The organism is Bacillus sp. PK6-16, assembly GCF_056530295.1.
In genome coordinates, this window is sequence record NZ_CP096511.1 from 4,946,074 (window position 1) to 4,963,373 (window position 17,300).

At 36.3% G+C, this 17,300-nt stretch carries 16 protein-coding genes and 1 riboswitch; of the genes, 4 read left to right on the forward strand and 12 right to left on the reverse strand.

Features of this window, described 5'->3' with window-relative positions; translation table 11 throughout:
- Positions 1 to 86: 86 nt before the first annotated feature.
- The 4 genes from M1D66_RS25360 to rlmD all read right to left on the reverse strand — a co-directional run bounded on the left by M1D66_RS25360 (position 87) and on the right by rlmD (position 4,287).
- Entirely contained in the window at positions 87 to 794 is a 708-nt protein-coding gene (locus tag M1D66_RS25360) for a M48 family metallopeptidase (protein WP_086385325.1), read from the reverse strand.
- A 95-nt stretch (positions 795 to 889) separates the two neighbouring features.
- Positions 890 to 1,408, reverse strand: a complete 519-nt coding sequence (locus tag M1D66_RS25365; protein WP_001251705.1) for a YehS family protein — start codon at positions 1,406 to 1,408, stop codon at positions 890 to 892.
- 351 nt (positions 1,409 to 1,759) lie between these two features.
- On the reverse strand, positions 1,760 to 2,749 hold the full coding sequence (locus M1D66_RS25370) for a tRNA dihydrouridine synthase (protein ID WP_000566708.1): 990 nt from the start codon (positions 2,747 to 2,749) through the stop codon (positions 1,760 to 1,762).
- A gap of 161 nt (positions 2,750 to 2,910) precedes the next feature.
- The gene (rlmD, locus tag M1D66_RS25375; protein ID WP_086385326.1) at positions 2,911 to 4,287 is read right to left on the reverse strand and encodes a 23S rRNA (uracil(1939)-C(5))-methyltransferase RlmD; all 1,377 of its coding nucleotides are present in this window, start codon (positions 4,285 to 4,287) and stop codon (positions 2,911 to 2,913) included.
- A 121-nt stretch (positions 4,288 to 4,408) separates the two neighbouring features.
- Positions 4,409 to 4,510: riboswitch (purine riboswitch) on the forward strand.
- A gap of 202 nt (positions 4,511 to 4,712) precedes the next feature.
- Between rlmD and M1D66_RS25380 the strand changes: the two genes are divergently transcribed.
- Positions 4,713 to 5,909: a NupC/NupG family nucleoside CNT transporter gene (locus tag M1D66_RS25380; RefSeq protein ID WP_001200484.1), complete on the forward strand. Its 1,197-nt coding sequence runs from the start codon at positions 4,713 to 4,715 to the stop codon at positions 5,907 to 5,909.
- A 45-nt stretch (positions 5,910 to 5,954) separates the two neighbouring features.
- Here M1D66_RS25380 and M1D66_RS25385 read toward each other — a convergent pair whose 3' ends face one another.
- Positions 5,955 to 6,662, reverse strand: a complete 708-nt coding sequence (locus M1D66_RS25385) for a hypothetical protein (RefSeq protein ID WP_000875597.1) — start codon at positions 6,660 to 6,662, stop codon at positions 5,955 to 5,957.
- A 215-nt stretch (positions 6,663 to 6,877) separates the two neighbouring features.
- Between M1D66_RS25385 and M1D66_RS25390 the strand changes: the two genes are divergently transcribed.
- The 3 genes from M1D66_RS25390 (at position 6,878) to M1D66_RS25400 (ending at position 9,627) form a co-directional block, all read left to right on the forward strand.
- On the forward strand, positions 6,878 to 7,051 hold the full coding sequence (locus M1D66_RS25390; protein WP_000690673.1) for a hypothetical protein: 174 nt from the start codon (positions 6,878 to 6,880) through the stop codon (positions 7,049 to 7,051).
- Positions 7,052 to 7,198: 147 nt separating this feature from the next.
- On the forward strand, positions 7,199 to 8,281 hold the full coding sequence (locus M1D66_RS25395) for a polysaccharide deacetylase family protein (protein WP_006926212.1): 1,083 nt from the start codon (positions 7,199 to 7,201) through the stop codon (positions 8,279 to 8,281).
- 116 nt (positions 8,282 to 8,397) lie between these two features.
- Positions 8,398 to 9,627 (forward strand): aminopeptidase, encoded by a 1,230-nt coding sequence (locus M1D66_RS25400; RefSeq protein WP_000007349.1) that lies wholly within the window; start codon positions 8,398 to 8,400, stop codon positions 9,625 to 9,627.
- A 45-nt stretch (positions 9,628 to 9,672) separates the two neighbouring features.
- Here M1D66_RS25400 and M1D66_RS25405 read toward each other — a convergent pair whose 3' ends face one another.
- The 7 genes from M1D66_RS25405 to M1D66_RS25435 all read right to left on the reverse strand — a co-directional run bounded on the left by M1D66_RS25405 (position 9,673) and on the right by M1D66_RS25435 (position 17,135).
- Positions 9,673 to 10,164 (reverse strand): DUF4352 domain-containing protein, encoded by a 492-nt coding sequence (locus tag M1D66_RS25405; protein ID WP_000915109.1) that lies wholly within the window; start codon positions 10,162 to 10,164, stop codon positions 9,673 to 9,675.
- A gap of 132 nt (positions 10,165 to 10,296) precedes the next feature.
- Positions 10,297 to 10,620, reverse strand: coding sequence for a DMT family transporter (locus M1D66_RS25410; protein ID WP_000263262.1), 324 nt, complete (start codon positions 10,618 to 10,620; stop codon positions 10,297 to 10,299).
- Between the two features lie 47 nt (positions 10,621 to 10,667).
- The gene (gabD, locus tag M1D66_RS25415; protein ID WP_242554898.1) at positions 10,668 to 12,119 is read right to left on the reverse strand and encodes an NADP-dependent succinate-semialdehyde dehydrogenase; all 1,452 of its coding nucleotides are present in this window, start codon (positions 12,117 to 12,119) and stop codon (positions 10,668 to 10,670) included.
- Complete coding sequence (locus tag M1D66_RS25420; RefSeq protein WP_000225136.1) at positions 12,112 to 13,479, reverse strand: sigma-54 interaction domain-containing protein; 1,368 nt, start codon at positions 13,477 to 13,479, stop codon at positions 12,112 to 12,114. The genes gabD and M1D66_RS25420 overlap by 8 nt, the downstream gene beginning before the upstream one ends.
- A gap of 115 nt (positions 13,480 to 13,594) precedes the next feature.
- Entirely contained in the window at positions 13,595 to 14,959 is a 1,365-nt protein-coding gene (gabT, locus tag M1D66_RS25425) for a 4-aminobutyrate--2-oxoglutarate transaminase (protein WP_242554899.1), read from the reverse strand.
- A 154-nt stretch (positions 14,960 to 15,113) separates the two neighbouring features.
- Positions 15,114 to 15,857, reverse strand: a complete 744-nt coding sequence (locus M1D66_RS25430; RefSeq protein ID WP_000416672.1) for an HAD family hydrolase — start codon at positions 15,855 to 15,857, stop codon at positions 15,114 to 15,116.
- A gap of 147 nt (positions 15,858 to 16,004) precedes the next feature.
- Positions 16,005 to 17,135, reverse strand: coding sequence for an RNA-guided endonuclease InsQ/TnpB family protein (locus tag M1D66_RS25435; protein WP_086385327.1), 1,131 nt, complete (start codon positions 17,133 to 17,135; stop codon positions 16,005 to 16,007).
- Between the last annotated feature and the right edge of the window lie 165 nt (positions 17,136 to 17,300).

A 17,300-nucleotide genomic window follows, 5' to 3' on the forward strand; every position in this document is an offset into this window, starting at 1 on the left:
TTTTTAAAATATATCTATCAAAACTCACAATATATCAACGATTCGACAAGAAATATCGATTTACAGACAAAAATCGATATCCCTTCCTAAACCGTCATCTTCCAACTAGATAACGCTAACCAATTCTCCATTTCTTTATAATCAGGCATTATCTTCCCGACAAGACGCCAGAAAGATCGATCATGATTTAAATGAACCATATGACACATTTCATGAACAACTACATAGTCAATTACTCGCTGTGGTGCCATTGCTAGCTTCCAATTGAATGTTAGTTGTAAATTCGAATCGCAAGTACCCCAAGTACGACTACTATCTGTAATACGAATAGAACGTGGTTTTGTTTTGAAATTACTTTGATGCGCTTTAATACTCTTCTCTACTAAAGATTTACACTGCTTATAGTAAAATCGTTTTAAAGCTTGTTGTATTTTCTCATCCTTAAGCTCTTTCACATAAATATGTAACTTATCCCCTTCAAAAATCGCATTGTCTTGCTCAATGCTTGCATCTTGGGAAATCTGTATCGGATACGTATTCCCTAAATACAAAAAGCCTTCTCCTTGATCGTAATCCTTTTCCTGTGGTCCACGCGCTCGCTCCGCCATTTCCTTACGTGTTGTCTGAATCCAATCCCACTTTTCCTCTAGCAACTGGACTAAGTATTCAACAGGTGCCCCTTTCGGAGCCTGCACTTCCACATTTCCATACGAATCCACAAAAAGACGCACGAACTTTTTTTTCTTATAAGTTATATGAAAATTAATTGTCTCACCTAAATATGTATGTACCATTTCATCACCTAGCATAGTATTTTTACAAATAAAAAAGAGTAGGATACGAACGTCCTACTCTATCTATTATATCATTTACTGCTTTAGCAAGCTTATTACCCTCTATACTTTACACCTAATCCCTTAATGAAATTCCTTGCGTATCTATCGCCGCACTCTTTGTAATTTTTATGGCCTTTCTTTCTTAATAGAGCGCCTAACTCTCCTTTTGTTACCGTAACGCCTACGCTATCTAATATATCAAGTACATCCTCACTCGTTAAAGATAGTGCGATTTTCATTTTCTTTAGAAGAAGGTTATTGGCACTCTCCTTGCTCTGTACAGGTGCAGGCTGCCCTGGTTTCGGATCTTGCTTTCCTCTTTTTAAAGTAATAAATCCATTTAAAAATGCCTCTAACATCATCATATCGCATGTTTTTACGTACTCATCTTCAACTACCTCATCATTTTCAGCTTCATGCTGAGGAGCTCTCTTTATTTTTGTAAGCATATCAACTACGTCTTCTTTCGTTACTTCCATCCCGCCTAGTTTAAAGATTTCTACCATATCTATATCTTTTATATCTAAAGCGTATCGTACTCTTTTTAATATATCGTTGTTGCTCATTGCCATTGGGTTTCCTCCTGAAATGTTGATTATTTATTCAGCGGTTAAAGTTTATGCTATAACCTACTTTAAATTATCATGTTTAATCTAACCTTTTAGTTATTGTCCGCTAAATTAATACTTTAACATTTTAAAGATATGTTTTATAGTCTTACCCGAACTTTTCTCTATCATTGTATCTACAGCGCTCTTACATGTTTTTTATATGCCTATAAAAAGATTTCTCTCTTAACATTAACTAAAAGAAAAAAAACAGTGTTTTGATTTCTCAAATACACTGTTCTTTTCCAGCTCTACGCTTATTTTCAACTCACTCATGTCATGCACTACATATGAAATGATTTAACTGCTTAAAAGTTAAACCGTCTCACTATCCTGAGCCACACCAACACTATCCTCAAACTTATCCAACAAAGCACGCACCTCATCAGTCGATTTCGTACTCATCAATTGATTTCTCAATTCAGCAGCTCCAGGGAAGCCTTTTACATAAATTTTGAAGAAGCGGTGAAGCCCTGTGATTGAGCGTGGCAGTACTTCTGCATATTGATCTTGAAGATCAAGTTGTAGTCTTAAAAGATCTAGGTGCTCTTTACTGCTATGCTCTCTCGGCTCTTTTTCAAAAGCAAATGGATTTTTGAAGATGCCTCGTCCGATCATTACGCCATCAATGCCGTATTTTTCAGCAAGTTCCAGCCCCATTTTACGATCAAGGATGTCTCCATTGATTGTTATTAACGTATTTGGTGCAATACGGTCACGTAATTTTTTAATTTCCGGAATTAGTTCCCAGTGCGCATCTACTTGGCTCATTTCTTCTCTTGTACGTAAGTGAATAGAAAGGTTTGCAATATCTTGTTTGAAAATGTGCGTTAACCAATCTTCCCACTCGCTTAACTCTTTAAAGCCAAGTCGTGTTTTTACGCTGACAGGTAGTCCGCCCGCTTTTGCTGCTTGGATAAGTTCTGCCGCAACGTCTGGACGTAGAATAAGGCCACTACCTTTTCCTCTTGATGCAACGTTCGGTACTGGGCAACCCATGTTAATATCGATGCCTTTAAATCCTAGTTCTGCCATACCAATACTCATTTGACGGAAGTATTCGGGATTGTCTCCCCAAATATGTGCCACCATCGGCTGTTCGTCTTCTGTAAAAATTAAACGGCCACGTACACTTTTCATACCTTCTGGATGACAATAGCTATCCGAGTTTGTAAACTCTGTGAAGAATACGTCCGGACGACCTGCTTCACTTACTACGTGACGGAAAACAACGTCTGTCACATCTTCCATTGGTGCAAGTACGAAAAATGGTCGTGGTAATTCACGCCAAAAATTATCTATCATTTCAAATTCAAATCCTCTCACTATGAATACAATTTCAAAATCTCAATTTATAATTTGTGAAAATCAGCAATATTTATTTTAACTAAAATCGCTTATGAATGGTATTTTTGTAAACCAAAAAGCAGGTGGTATAGATTTCCCCTATATCAACTGCTTTCCTATTATACCAACTTAAGCCAAGCCACACACTCCACATGCGTCGTATGCGGGAACATATCAACAGGTTGTACTTCCTGTGTTTTATATCCGCCTTCTTCTAGTACTTTTAAATCACGTGCTAATGTTGCTGGGTTACACGATACGTATACGACGCGGTTTGGCTTCATGTCGATGATTGTATTTAGTAATGCTTCGTCACAGCCTTTACGCGGTGGGTCTACGACCATTGTGTCGGCGATTACGCCTTCTTTGTACCATTTTGGAATGACTACTTCTGCTTCTCCTACGCCAAATTCAGCGTTTGTCATGTTGTTTAGTGCTGCGTTTCGGTTTGCGTCTTCGATTGCTTCTGGGACGATTTCAACGCCGTACACTTTTTTCGCTTTTTGCGCTAGGAATAACGAGATTGATCCGATTCCGCAATAGGCATCGATTACTGTTTCGCTACCATTTAATTTTGCGTATTCTAACGTTTTATCGTAAAGCACTTTCGTTTGCTCTGGGTTTACTTGATAGAATGAACGTGCTGAAATCGCAAATTTAATGTCACCGATAAAGTCATAAATGTATTCTGATCCGTACAGTACTGTCGTTTTGTCTCCGAAAATTACATTCGTACGCTTCGTATTTACGTTTTGAACAATTGATTTTACTTCTGGGAATTTCGCTGCAATTTCTTCAATAATTGCTTTTTTGTTCGGCAATTCTGCTGTACGCGTAATGAAGACAAGCATAATTTCCCCTGTTACTTGTCCGTAACGAGCCATTACGTGACGAAGTGTTCCTTTGTTACGCTCTTCGTTGTACGCAGTGATACCGTGCTTTTCACAAATACGTTTTACTTCTTGGATTAATGTATCGTTTTCTTCTGCCTGAATTAAGCATGATTCCATATTAATGATGTCATGCGTTCCTTGGCGATAAAAACCAGCTACAAGTCCGCCTTCACGTTCTCCGATTGGTACTTGTGCTTTATTACGGTATACCCACGGATTCTTCATGCCAAGTACAGGATGAACAGGAACATCAGCTAGTCCTCCGATACGCTGCATAACGTCACGTACTTGTTTTTCTTTCGCTTGTAATTGTCCTTCATAAGTTAAGTGCTGAAGCTGACAACCGCCGCACTGATTATATACTGGGCATTCAGCATCTTTACGATATGGACTTTCTGTATGAAGCTTCATTAAACGACCAAATGCGAAGTTTTTCTTCACTTTAATAATTTTAATTTGCGCTTCTTCACCTGGTAATCCGTTTTTAACGAAAATAGGATAGCCCTTTACTTTCGCAACACCGGCACCATCATGTGTTAAATCTTCAAATACTACATCTATAAACTCGTTTTTCTCAACTGGTGGCGTCATTTTAGTACTCATTTTCCGACCTCTCTTTTTCATAACACTGCGTTACATTTTATCATACTTATATGGTCTTTTTCTATTGGAAGAAAAAAAGCTATTGACGATACTTCTCTGTTAATGTTACGCTACTACTAATTTAATACGGACGATGTTACCTCATATATACTTGATAATATGGATCGAGAGTTTCTACCCGGCAACCTTAAATTGCTGGACTATGGGGAAAACTAATGAATATTAGCCTATGCGCAAAAAAGGACTCATATTGATTAGCTTTCTCTCATAGATGAAAGTGAATCCATATGGGTCTTTTTTTATTTTTATTTTTCTAAAAGGTCAGACATCTTACGTATGACATAAAACCTCATTCCTTTATTTTTAGTAATATAACGAGCGTTTTATGTACAAACTTTATACGAACTTCTGAAAGGGGCAACTACATGCAATATGTAATGAGCATTATCGGTATTATTGCCGTGTTAGGTTTATGTTTTGCTTTGTCAAACAACAAAAGTAAAATCAACTTCCGTGCAATTGCAATTATGATTGGTTTCCAAATTTTAATCGGTTGGTTTATGTTTGCTACAAAGATTGGTCAACAAATCATTATTTTCATTAGTAAAGTTTTCAACAAACTAATTAAACTTGGTACGACAGGTGTCGATTTTCTCTTTAATGGAATTCACAGAGATTTTGTCTTTTTCTTAAACGTATTATTAATTATCGTATTTTTCTCAGCACTACTTTCAATCTTTAGTTATTTAGGTGTTTTACCATTCATCGTTCGCGTTGTCGGCGGTGCTATTTCAAAAATTACTGGTTTACCACGTGTTGAGTCATTCCACGCAGTAAACTCTGTATTCTTCGGTTCAAGTGAAGCGTTAATCGTTATTAAAAACGATTTACAGCATTTCAATAAAAACCGTATGTTTATCATTTGTTGTTCTGCGATGAGCTCCGTTTCTGCTTCTGTTACAGCATCATACGTAATGATGTTAGATGCAAAATACGTACTGGCAGCTCTTCCGCTAAACTTATTCTCAAGCTTAATCGTTTGTTCGTTATTAACACCAGTTGATACGAAGAAAGAAGATGAAGTGATTCAAAAATTTGATAGAACTCTATTCGGAGACAGCTTTATCGGCGCAATGATTAACGGTGCGCTTGATGGTTTAAAAGTAGCTGGTATCGTTGCCGCATTAATGATCGCCTTTATCGGTGTGATGGAAGTTGTAAACTACGTAATTAGTGCAGCTTCAGGCGCAATGGGACATGCTGTTACTTTACAACAAATCTTCGGTTACGTACTTTCTCCATTCGCATTCTTAATGGGTATTCCAACTCAAGATATTATCCCAGCTGGTGGTATTATGGGTACGAAGATTGTTTTAAATGAGTTTGTAGCAATCCTTGATTTAAAAGACACAGCTACAACATTAGCTCCACGTACAGTTGGAATCGTTACAGTATTCTTAATTAGCTTCGCAAGTATTAGCCAAATTGGTGCAATCGTTGGTACAATCCGTGCCCTTTCTGAAAAGCAAGGAAGCGTTGTTTCTAAATTTGGTTGGAAAATGCTATTTGCATCAACACTTGCTTCTATTTTATCTGCGACAATCGCTGGATTGTTTATTTAATAAAAAAACACCTTACTTTAACGAGTAAGGTGTTTTTTTGATTCTTTATGAAACCGAGTGAAATTCAACTGCTTCTTCTGTATTGATAATCCTATCTTTATATATACCTTTTATTGAAATGTAAATGATAGATTTGTTTATGTTTTTTAACTTTCCTAATGAAAAATGATAAAGTAATCCATCGCTTTTTAAAGTCCACATCTTCCCACTCCATGGACCAGTAGCTTTTTGTTCATCCGACGCCTTTATTTCACCTTCATATTCGCATTCTCCTAAAGGAGTTTTAATTATATTCTTCTCTGTATCAATTCGAATATTTTTAATTAGCTTCAAATTTTCATCAGAGAGAATTTGAATTTCATGATCTTTCTGTTTAAAAAAGAGTTTTCCGTCTTTGGTATTTACATATTCTGCATTATTCATTTTATCTATCATAAAATCATATTCTTCTTTTGTAATACCTAAGTTTTGATGATAAGGAAACGTTTTTTTCGGTATAATTTCTTCTTCGGCATACTTCAAATACCAATCTAAATTATTTGTAATACTATCGCTCATTTTATTTCCTATTTTCTCTAATTTCTCTTTTATCTCATAAGGAAATTCTAGTGTCATAATATCCGCCGTCACTTCCGCATTCATAAGATGCGATGGAATATACTCTTCCACGCTATTCGCTTTACTCACTTCACTTTGACAACCAACTATAAATAGCGATATGAAAAAGATATATATTATTTTTTTATATTTCATTTCTATTCTCCACTCCATACATTATTCTTACTTAGTTTTATAGCGGTTTTCATTATAGTATAAAATCTTTATATTTTAATTAAATACATATCCTTATGCAAAATTGCATATTAATATGTCTTCTTCTTACTTTAAAATTAGCTTAAATAACTTTCCAAATTATACAAATAATAAGCGTTAAATGTTATAATTTGTAAAAAACATTGGAGGACCTTATGAAAATTCACGCCCTTTTCGATTTCTTACATTTACTAGTCTTAACGCTGAAAAGCTATTATGTATGGGGAATGCCTATCTATGTCTTCATTATTCCTCTTATCTTTGTAGTCGGTTATATTATTATTAATTCTAATAAGAAACAAAAAAATACATCTATTCAAAGTCACTAATCTATTACCTTAATAGCCTCCTAAAAATCATATTCCCCTCATTTTCTTCAAATGATATGATGAACAAGGGTATATCCCCACCACTCTTATAGCGGTGGGGATTTTAATGTCAATATGCAACATACTACACAATAGAAGGTGATTTTTATGAGAAAATACGCAGCAATTGCTTTATGTACGTCTGCCATTCTAGCAGGCTGCAATACTAGCAATGTAAGCCAAGAACCTAAAAAAGAGAAAAAGGTTCAAGAAGTAGCTATACAAAAAGAGACTCTACCAGAACAAGGTAAAATTTCTTATACTCCCATCACACACGAATCTACAAACACAAGTATTCATATTACAGACTTAAAAGATTCTTTAAATGAAGTACAATATAAAATTTGGCGCACAGCTGATGGAAAGGAACGTGCTAAATCTTTTTCTTCTAAAGAAAAGGAGAAACAATTTACAATTCCTTTTGACATAAAAGAATTTGAAGGAAAACGCGGTGAGTTCCAAATTGAAGCAACAGGAATGAAAGAAGATGGGAAAACAATCCCGCTTACGAAATCTACTATTACTTTCGAACAAAAGGTTCCTGTTCTTATGTATCACGCAATCGATGATTATCATGGTCAAGGTATTAAAGACTTATTCGTATCACCAGCTAACTTTGAAGCACAAATGAAACATTTAAAAGACAATGGTTATACGCTTTTAACGTTTGAACGCTGGAGCGATATAAATAAAGTAAATAAGCCGATTTTCGTTACATTTGATGACGGTATGAAAAATAATATGAATGCATTTCGCGTTTTACAAAAGCTAAAAGATGATACTTTTAAACCGGCAGCAACAGAATATATGATTGTTGATAACGTTGATGTAGAAGGAGCATTGTCTACTTCTGAAATAAAAGAAATGGTTGATTCCGGCATTTTCTCGGTGCAATCTCATACTGCAACACATGCAGACTTACCGAAAATTACAAACTATGAGGAAGAGTTAAAAGGTTCAAAAGAAAAACTAGAAAAAATAACAGGTAAGCCTGTTATCGCGATTGCTTATCCATTCGGTCATGTAGATGATAAGGTTGTTACAGAAACGAAGAAGTATTATCAATTTGCGACGACGACAAAGCCTGGGCAATTCATTACGAAGGGTGAACCTGATGAATTGTTAAAGATGAAGCGCGTTCGTATACACCATACAACGACTGTAGAGCAGTTTGCTTCTTCAATTAAGTAAATATAAGGGCTCAATACATTTTGAGCTCTCTTTTTACTTTATATTTATATATATTTTTAGAATTTTCTTGTATTATATATAGTAAGAAATCTTTCAAATTAAAGGAGATTATACATATGTCATTTGAACAAACGTTAGAGAAATATGCTGCTCTTGCAGTTAATGTTGGTGTTAATATTCAACCTGGACAAACTTTATCAATTAGTGCACCTCTTGAAGCTGTACAATTTGTACGCCTCGTTACAGAAAAAGCATATAAATCTGGTGCAAAACACGTATATGTAGATTGGAATGATGAGACGTTAACACGCTTAAAGTTCGATCTAGCTCCTGAAGAAGCTTTCGCTGAATTTCCATCTTGGAAAGCACATGCTCGTGAAGAATTAGCAAAAGAAGGCGCTGCATTTATGTCTATCTATGCAGAAAACCCTGATTTATTAAAAGGTGTAGAAGCATCGCGTATTGCAACAGCTCATAAAGTAGCTGGAGAAGCAATGAAAGTATACCGTGATTACGTACAAGCAGATAAAGTAAGCTGGTGTGTCATTTCTGTTCCTACGAAAGAATGGGCTGCGAAAGTATTCCCTGACGTAGCGCCAGAAGAACAAGAAGCAAAGTTATGGGATGCTATTTTCAAAGCTACTCGTGCTGATTTAGAAAATCCTGTAGAAGCATGGAAAGAACATGATGAAACATTACATACAAAAGTGGATTACTTAAACGAAAAGCATTATAAAGCTCTTCACTATACAGGTCCTGGAACAGATTTAACAATCGAACTTCCAGAAAAACATGTATGGGCTGGTGCTGGTAGCTTAAATGAAAAGAACGTACCATTTATGGCTAATATTCCAACTGAAGAAGTATTTACAATGCCACTTAAAACAGGTGTAAACGGCCAAGTTTCTAGTACAAAACCGTTAGTATTTGCAGGTAATATTATCGATAATTTCACGTTAACATTTGAAAACGGGCGTATCGTAGACTATAAAGCTGAAGCTGGTGAAGAAGCTTTAAAACATTTAGTAGAAACAGATGAAGGTTCTCACTTCTTAGGAGAAGTAGCTTTAGTACCTCATGACTCACCAATTTCAAACACAAATGTTTTATTCTACAATACACTATTTGACGAAAATGCATCTTGCCACCTTGCAATCGGAAATGCTTATGCATTTAACTTAGTTGGCGGAAAAACAATGTCTAAAGAAGAACTTGCTGAAAACGGCGCAAACGCTAGTATCACACACAACGACTTCATGATTGGATCAGCTGAGCTTGATATTGACGGTATTACTGCTGATGGCAGACATGAGCCTATCTTCCGTAAAGGTAACTGGGCGTTTTAAATTTATTACCATAAAGAAACACATTGGATAATCCAATGTGTTTCTTTATTTATTTGGTTTCAATTCAAATTTTATCGTTCTATTTTCATGCGTAAACTCCGGTCTATACGTAGCGATATACGTATTTTCTTTCGCTACGTCAAATAGCATGATATCTTGAATTTTTTCATCTGGTGCTAACTTTTTACTAATAAAGCTATCAGGGTTATTATATTCTTTAAATCTTGTACCTTTCTTATCGGTAATCTCAAATTCATAAAATGCAAAAGGTATTTCCTTTTTACTATTATTTTCTACTTTGAAAATAATCCCCAAAATCTCCTCTTTCTTTTTATTCTCATCATAATCCGGATATCCTAATTTAACTGAATCGATAGTTACTTGCAAACCATCTACGTCTACTGTCTCCCCTATTTTATACACTTTATCTTGAACATCTTCTTGTTTACTTTCATTACTATCTTTAGTCTCAGTGCAAGCACTTAAACTAAAAGCTATGCCAAAAATTAAAACAATTTGACTTACCTTTTTTAACATACTCTTTCCTCCACATAAGACAATATTTCATATGTATCATAACAAAACGCTTTACTCTTTCTTGTCATATTTTGTCGTATTAATTGTTAACTGCACAAATAGAAAAAAGCTATCTTCTACAAAAGATAGCTTTCATGATGCCGATGAAACCTTAAGCCCAATGACACCCAAAACAATAAAAAGAATACAAAATGCTTGAAATAAACTAATATGCTCTTTAAAAAAGTACACACTAATGATTGTAATAAGTAATGTTCCAACGCCAGACCAAATAGCATAAGCAATACTTAAATGAATCTTTTTCACAACGATGGCAAACACGCTGAAACAAATCCCATAAAACACGAAAATCAGTACACTTGGAACGAGCTTTGTTAAACCATTTGATAGTTTCATCGCAATTGTTCCAGCTACTTCAAAAATAATTGTAACAAGTAATAATAGCCAATATACCATACTAGAATCTCCTTCTCTGTTACCTTATAGAGATTCTAGTATACTACTTATAGTCCCAATGAAATATATTTAATTTCTAAATATTCCTCGATGCCGAAATGGCCTCCTTCACGACCGATACCACTTTCTTTAAATCCACCAAATGGTGCTTGTGCAACTGATGGAAGACCATCGTTTAGACCGATAATACCGTACTCTAACGCTTCACTAATTTGGAATGCTTGGCTAATGTCTTTCGTGAAAATATACGCAGCTAAACCGTATGGTGTATTGTTTGCACGTTCGATTACTTCATCAACTGTTTTAAATTTCGCAACTGGTGCTACTGGCCCAAATGTTTCTTCATTCATACAAAGCATCGTATCATTTGCCAACCCAATTACAGTCGGTTGAATGAAATGTCCCTCTAACTCCGCGACCTTTTGACCACCATATAAAACTGTTCCACCTTTTTGAATAGCATCTTCAATATGTTCTTGTACTTTTGAAACTGCATTCTCATCAATAAGTGGCCCGACAGTCGTTCCGGCACCGAAACCGTCTCCTACTTTCAACTGCCCTACTGCCTTTTCGAACTTCTCTACAAATACTTCGTATACTTCTTCTTGAACGAATACTCGGTTTGTACATATACACGTTTGTCCTGCGTTACGGAATTTCGAACCAATCACCGCTTCTACTGCTTTATCTAAATCTGCATCATTCATTACGATAAACGGAGCGTGACCCCCTAACTCAAGCGAAACTTTTTTCATCGTTTGCGCCGCACTAGCCATTAACTCTTTCCCGATTTCCGTTGACCCTGTAAAGGACACTTTTCGAACGCGACTATCTTCCATCCATGTATCAGCAATTGCTTTTGCACTACCTGTTACGATATTGATTACGCCCTTTGGAATATCTGCTTCATGGGCTAATTCAGCTAATTTCAATGCAGTTAATGGCGTTTGACTCGCCGGTTTCACAACGGCTGTACAGCCTGCTGCAAGCGCTGGGGCTACCTTTCTCGTAATCATCGCTGCCGGGAAGTTCCAAGGGGTAATAGCTGCCATAACGCCAACTGGTTGCTTCATAACTAAAATGCGCTTATTCGGATGAGAAGCAGGAATCATTTCACCATATACACGTTTCCCCTCTTCTGCATACCATTCAACAAAACTATTTGCATAATTTACTTCACCAAGCGCTTCTGCAAACGGCTTTCCTTGTTCCTTCGTCATAATCGCTGCGATCTCTTCTTTATTTTTATCAATAAGCATGAACCACTTTTTTAACTTCGTGGCACGATCTGCTGCCGTTAACTTAGACCACGTTTTAAAAGCTTCATGTGCAGCATCAACAGCTTGCTTTGCCTCTGTTACTCCGCCTTTTGGTACAGTTGCAAATATTTCCTTCGTCGCAGGATTATTTACTTCAATTTGTTCTTGTAGTGTAATCCACTCACCATTTATATACATCGCCTTTTTATCTATACTTACGAAAGTCGCCTTTTTATCCAATGTTTTCTTCCTCCTCTATGAACTTCTTAATTTTTCTAGTAGCAGCAGATTGACTAATTTGCAAAAACTCAGCCACTTTATAACTTGATCCATACGTTTTATACGCTTTAAGAATTATATTTCTCTCTACCTCTTCCAGCATTTTATAAAGGCTTTGCCCCGATTGTTCAACTGCAGCCTCTTGCATAGAGAGTGGCAAATCCTCTACCGTTACAACATCATCAACAGTAATAACAATTCTCTCAATTACATTCTCTATTTCTCTATTGTTCCCTTCCCACGGATATCCAACAAACATTTGTAACGTACTCGGCGCTAGTTTCACATCACGTCCGTACTTTTTATTAAAGTGCTGCAAGTAATGATAAATAAGCGGCAAAATATCTTCTGTTCTTTCCCTAAGCGGGGGAATTGCAATTGGAATGACATTCAAACGATAGTATAAATCTTTCCGAAATGTTCCTTGTTTCACCATCTCGCTTAAATCTCTATTTGTTGCCGCCACAATTCGAACATCCACTTTTTTTAATTCTCTTCCGCCTATAGGACGAAATGTTTTTTCTTGCAATACTTGCAAAAGCTTCGCTTGAATTTCAAGCGGCATTTCACCGATTTCATCTAAAAAAAGAGTTCCTTTATGCGCGGATTCTAATAGTCCCTTTTTCCCTTCACGATTCGCACCTGTAAAAGATCCACCTGAATATCCAAAAAGCTCCGATTCAATTAAATTAGTTGGCAATGCCGCACAATTAATTTCATAGAAACTTTCATGCTTACGGTGACTCACTTCATGTAAATGGCGTACTAATCGACTTTTTCCTACTCCAGTCTCGCCTAAAACGAGAACAGTACTATCCACTACAGATACTTTTTTGATTGTATCGACTATTTTTTGCATAGCTAGACTTTTAAAAATAAGTCCTTCATGCTCATATGTTTCTCTTAATTCTTTTTTATATGTTTTTAGCTGATTATCCATTTCCTCTACCTTTTGACGTAATTGATAGAGTTCAGTAAGGTCGCGAGAATAACTAATCACTCTTCTTAAATTTCCCTCATCATCAAAAACAGGCCTTGTACGAACGTGTAAATACTCTCCTGATTTTGTAGTTTGAACGAGTTCAATTGGCCTCTTTTTTTCAATCACTTCTAATGTCGCTGATGGATAAAAGATTCCATCCTTTTGTAGTTCTTTTACATGCTTACCAACTAACTCTTCTGCAGCTAGTTGGTAGTGCCTTTCACATGTACTATTTACACGTACAACGATCCCTTGCTCATCTGTAACAAAAATTTCGTCAAACGCATATTCAAATACATCTTTTAAATCCATTAACACTCGTTCCTTTTCTGCAACCATCCTAGCCACCCCTAACTTCAAATCCATCGATCCACTTCACTACCTTTATTATAAAGTGAATTTTCTGCATTTAATATAGAGTCAGCTAGAATGTTTGCTATTTATACTTCAGTTTTTAAACGCGAGCGATGTTTGTTTGCTCATAACAAGCTTGTAATGATTCTTCAATTATTGTTAAACCTTCTTCAAGTTGCTCATCTGTAATAACTAAAGGCATTAACACACGGATAACATTTCCATATGTCCCTGCTGATAATAACAGTAACCCACGCTTATTTGCTTCTGCACATAGATTAGCCGTTAACGTTTTGTCAGGTGCTTTCGTCTTACGATCTTGAACAACCTCAAATGCACACATTGCGCCTAACCCACGCACATCACCGATGCAATGATATTTATTTTTCATCTCTTCGAATCGGTTCATTACGACTTTTCCTAATTCTATCGCTCTATCATTTAATTTCTCATTTTCTATTACATCGAGAACAGCTAATGCAGCCGCACATCCTAGTGGACTTCCTGCATACGTTCCACCAAGTTCACCTGGTGCAGACTCATTCATAATTTCTTTACGTCCAATGACACCACTTATCGGTACACCAGCACCTAACGATTTAGACACTGTAATTAAATCTGGAACGACATCATAGTGATCAATTGCAAAATATTTTCCTGTACGACTAAAGCCTGTTTGTATTTCATCCGCTACAAATAAGATGCCGTTCTCTGAACAAATGCGGCGTACTTCTTGAACAAATTTCTTACTTGGGACGATAAATCCACCTTCCCCTTGAACAGGTTCCATTACAACAGCTGCAATTGTTTCTGGTGCTACTTCCGATATGAAGAAGTTCTTAAACTCTTCAATAATAAAATCATCATACTGCTCTTCCGTTAATCCCTCTGGGCGACGGTATTCGTATGGAAATGGCGCTTTATATACTTCTGGAGCAAAGGGACCAAACCCGAATTTATATGGCTTCACTTTACTTGTCATCGTCATTGTCATTAATGTACGCCCGTGGAAACCTTTAGAAAATGCGATAATACCAGGTCTCTTCGTATATTTACGAGCGATTTTCACCGCGTTCTCAACTGCTTCTGCACCACTATTTAAAAACAGGACTTGCTTATCGAAACTTCCTGGTGCCAATGCCGCAAGCTTTTCTGCTAATTCAATATATGGCTCATACATCATGACGTTAAATCCAGTATGAATGTATTGATCGACTTGTTTATGGAGCGCTTCTTTAACCGTTGGATGACAATGCCCTACGTTAATTGTCCCGATTGCTCCTGCAAAATCAATGTACTGATTGCCATCAACATCTGTTACAAGAGCACCATTGGCAGATTGTACAAACGTTGGGATGCCGTTACTTACTCCTTTTGGTACTATATTTTGACGGCGTTCTAATAAAGATGCCGCTTTCGGTCCTGGAATTTGTTCATTTACTTTAGCAAATTTTTGTGTGTTCATTGCGTACCCCATCCTTTTCTTTACATTGTTTTCTCTTTTTATTGCAAAATATATGCCAACTTTCTTTTCTAGCATTTATCCTATATTCTTTGTATCCAGGCATAAAAAATAAGTCTATAAAGACTCATTAAGAGTCTTTATAGACTTATTTTCCTTACACATTAGACTTTTCTTTCTCCCAGAAAAACTCACCCGATTGAGAAATAAACTCTCCAACAGAATCTAACACTAAATCAGCAAGTGGTTCTAATGTTGGACGGTCTCCTGTACCAGATAGCACCCCAATTGCATAGCAATCGCCATTTTTAGCTAAATGTAAATCAGTTGGCGTATCTCCAACAACCGCAACCTCACATGATTCTAAATTAAATTTCTCACAAAACACTTCTATAATCTTTTTATCTGGTTTTTGCGCAGGGAATGTATCCGAGGCTATAATATAATCAAAAAAGTTCTCCAACTTATATTGTTTTAAAAATAATTCTGTTGGTGCGAAATCATCCGCCGTGACAACCCCTAATATAAATCCTTTATCTTTTAATGCCTGTAACACTTTCGGTAAGTCTGCTGTCATTTTCATATGCGAACGATGCTCATACATAAGGGAAAATAACTTCTCACTTACCCACTGATGCATCTCTTCTTCTCTAGCAGACTCAATATAATTACAAAGCCCCTTCGCTACATCAAGGCTTGTTCCAGCAGCTATTGCACTCCTTGGATTAACAAATGCTCCCTCTACACCAATCTCTTCTAATAAGGTCTGCCGCATTGTACTTGGTAAATGATATAAACTTATACATTCAGCTACAAGTTCTTCAGCTACTTTTATCCATATTGAATGAAAATCCATTAATGTCCCATCTTTATCAAATAATATTGCTTTTACCTTCTCCATAGCACCGATACGATAAACTTAACTAAATCTATACAATTCAATCAAATTCACACAAGTTAGTGCTTCATCGTGTTCTCGCAGCCCCAAAGGGACGAGGGGTATAACACTCCACACGAGGCAGTATCGTTACCTCCTATTATCAAGCTTTTATTTTACCCATCTTGATAAATTTATCGAAGCATTTAAATCTCTATCGTGATGGCTATTACATGAAGCACAACGCCACTCACGTATTTTTAAACTCCACTGTCCTTCTGGTTGAACTGAATGGTCGTATTTTACTCTGCAACATGAGCAAATCTTGCTTGAAGCGAACCATTTATCAGCTTTTACATACGCAATGCCGTACTTCTCGCACTTGTATGACAGACATTGAAAGAAGAAGTGTAATTTTTGAAATGAAAATGCTTTCGATAGTTTTTTGTTTTTTAACAGGTTTGAGATAGATAAGTCTTCCACAACAATTCTCATTGGTTTGGTTTTCACCAATTTAGCTGTTGCTTGATGGATATGGTTATTTCGGATATTCGTAATTTTCCTAGATAACCGCAGGTGCTCAGCTTTCGCTTTTTCATATCCGGCAGATTGAATTTTTACACCTTTTTTAAATCTCCTAGACATATCTCTTTGTGCTGACTTTTTCCTTTTCAAAAGTTTTTTAACCTTAGCATCTTTGTTTATATTTCGTTCTTTCGTACCATTAGAAGCTACAAACAGCTCTTTTAAACCAACATCCACACCAATCGACTCATTGGTTAGTTCTTGTGATTCAAAGTCTTCTTGGAACCCTACACTAATCCACCAGTGACGACCATCAAAGGTAACTCTTGGATTGGATGGCTTTTTGTTTCTTGGTAGTTGTTGGCTTGTTTTCACTTCTCCAATAGACTGAATATCAACTACTTCCTTTCCTATAATCAGTCTTTCATAATTGGCATAAAACCCTTGAATTAAATCTTTTTTGGATTTATAAGAAGTGTGATAACCATTTTTGTACTTTTTGAACGAATGTTTTCGCGCCTTGTCAAAATCTTTTGAAGCCTGTTTAGGAACTTGTGCGTTGATGTCATGTAACCACTCATATCTCTTTCGCTTCTTGATCTTTGTAAATCGTTTCTGTAAAGCTAACTGTGAAACAGATTTTCCAAATAGCTTATAATATCTATCACTTATTCTTTTACAATAGTTATAAGCAAATCTTGCAGCACCAGCATGGTTTCTAAGCACTTTTTCTTGTTCAGACGTTGGAATCAGTCTAACTTTCTTCGCCAATATCATCAGAATGTAACTCCTTTAATGAAAGATTTGTTCTTCTGAATCGTAGCGTGTTCCACCAGCATTCTCCTGAGACCACTCGGATGCAAACCTGTTAATTCCGATACTTGACTAACTCGTGAAAATTTCATTATTATTCTCACCTCATCGAACCAAACATAGCACGTA

Coding starts and splice junctions, on each gene's coding strand:
- M1D66_RS25360 (WP_086385325.1), bottom strand. CDS start 794: ATGGTACATACATATTTAGGTGAGACAATTAATTTTCATATAACTTAT.
- M1D66_RS25405 (WP_000915109.1), bottom strand. CDS start 10,164: ATGTTAAAAAAGGTAAGTCAAATTGTTTTAATTTTTGGCATAGCTTTT.
- M1D66_RS25385 (WP_000875597.1), bottom strand. CDS start 6,662: ATGAAATATAAAAAAATAATATATATCTTTTTCATATCGCTATTTATA.
- M1D66_RS25430 (WP_000416672.1), bottom strand. CDS start 15,857: ATGGAGAAGGTAAAAGCAATATTATTTGATAAAGATGGGACATTAATG.
- M1D66_RS25420 (WP_000225136.1), bottom strand. CDS start 13,479: ATGGTTGCAGAAAAGGAACGAGTGTTAATGGATTTAAAAGATGTATTT.
- gabT (WP_242554899.1), bottom strand. CDS start 14,959: ATGAACACACAAAAATTTGCTAAAGTAAATGAACAAATTCCAGGACCG.
- M1D66_RS25380 (WP_001200484.1), top strand. CDS start 4,713: ATGCAATATGTAATGAGCATTATCGGTATTATTGCCGTGTTAGGTTTA.
- M1D66_RS25400 (WP_000007349.1), top strand. CDS start 8,398: ATGTCATTTGAACAAACGTTAGAGAAATATGCTGCTCTTGCAGTTAAT.
- rlmD (WP_086385326.1), bottom strand. CDS start 4,287: ATGAGTACTAAAATGACGCCACCAGTTGAGAAAAACGAGTTTATAGAT.
- M1D66_RS25395 (WP_006926212.1), top strand. CDS start 7,199: ATGAGAAAATACGCAGCAATTGCTTTATGTACGTCTGCCATTCTAGCA.
- M1D66_RS25410 (WP_000263262.1), bottom strand. CDS start 10,620: ATGGTATATTGGCTATTATTACTTGTTACAATTATTTTTGAAGTAGCT.
- M1D66_RS25435 (WP_086385327.1), bottom strand. CDS start 17,135: ATGATATTGGCGAAGAAAGTTAGACTGATTCCAACGTCTGAACAAGAA.
- M1D66_RS25390 (WP_000690673.1), top strand. CDS start 6,878: ATGAAAATTCACGCCCTTTTCGATTTCTTACATTTACTAGTCTTAACG.
- M1D66_RS25365 (WP_001251705.1), bottom strand. CDS start 1,408: ATGGCAATGAGCAACAACGATATATTAAAAAGAGTACGATACGCTTTA.
- M1D66_RS25370 (WP_000566708.1), bottom strand. CDS start 2,749: ATGATAGATAATTTTTGGCGTGAATTACCACGACCATTTTTCGTACTT.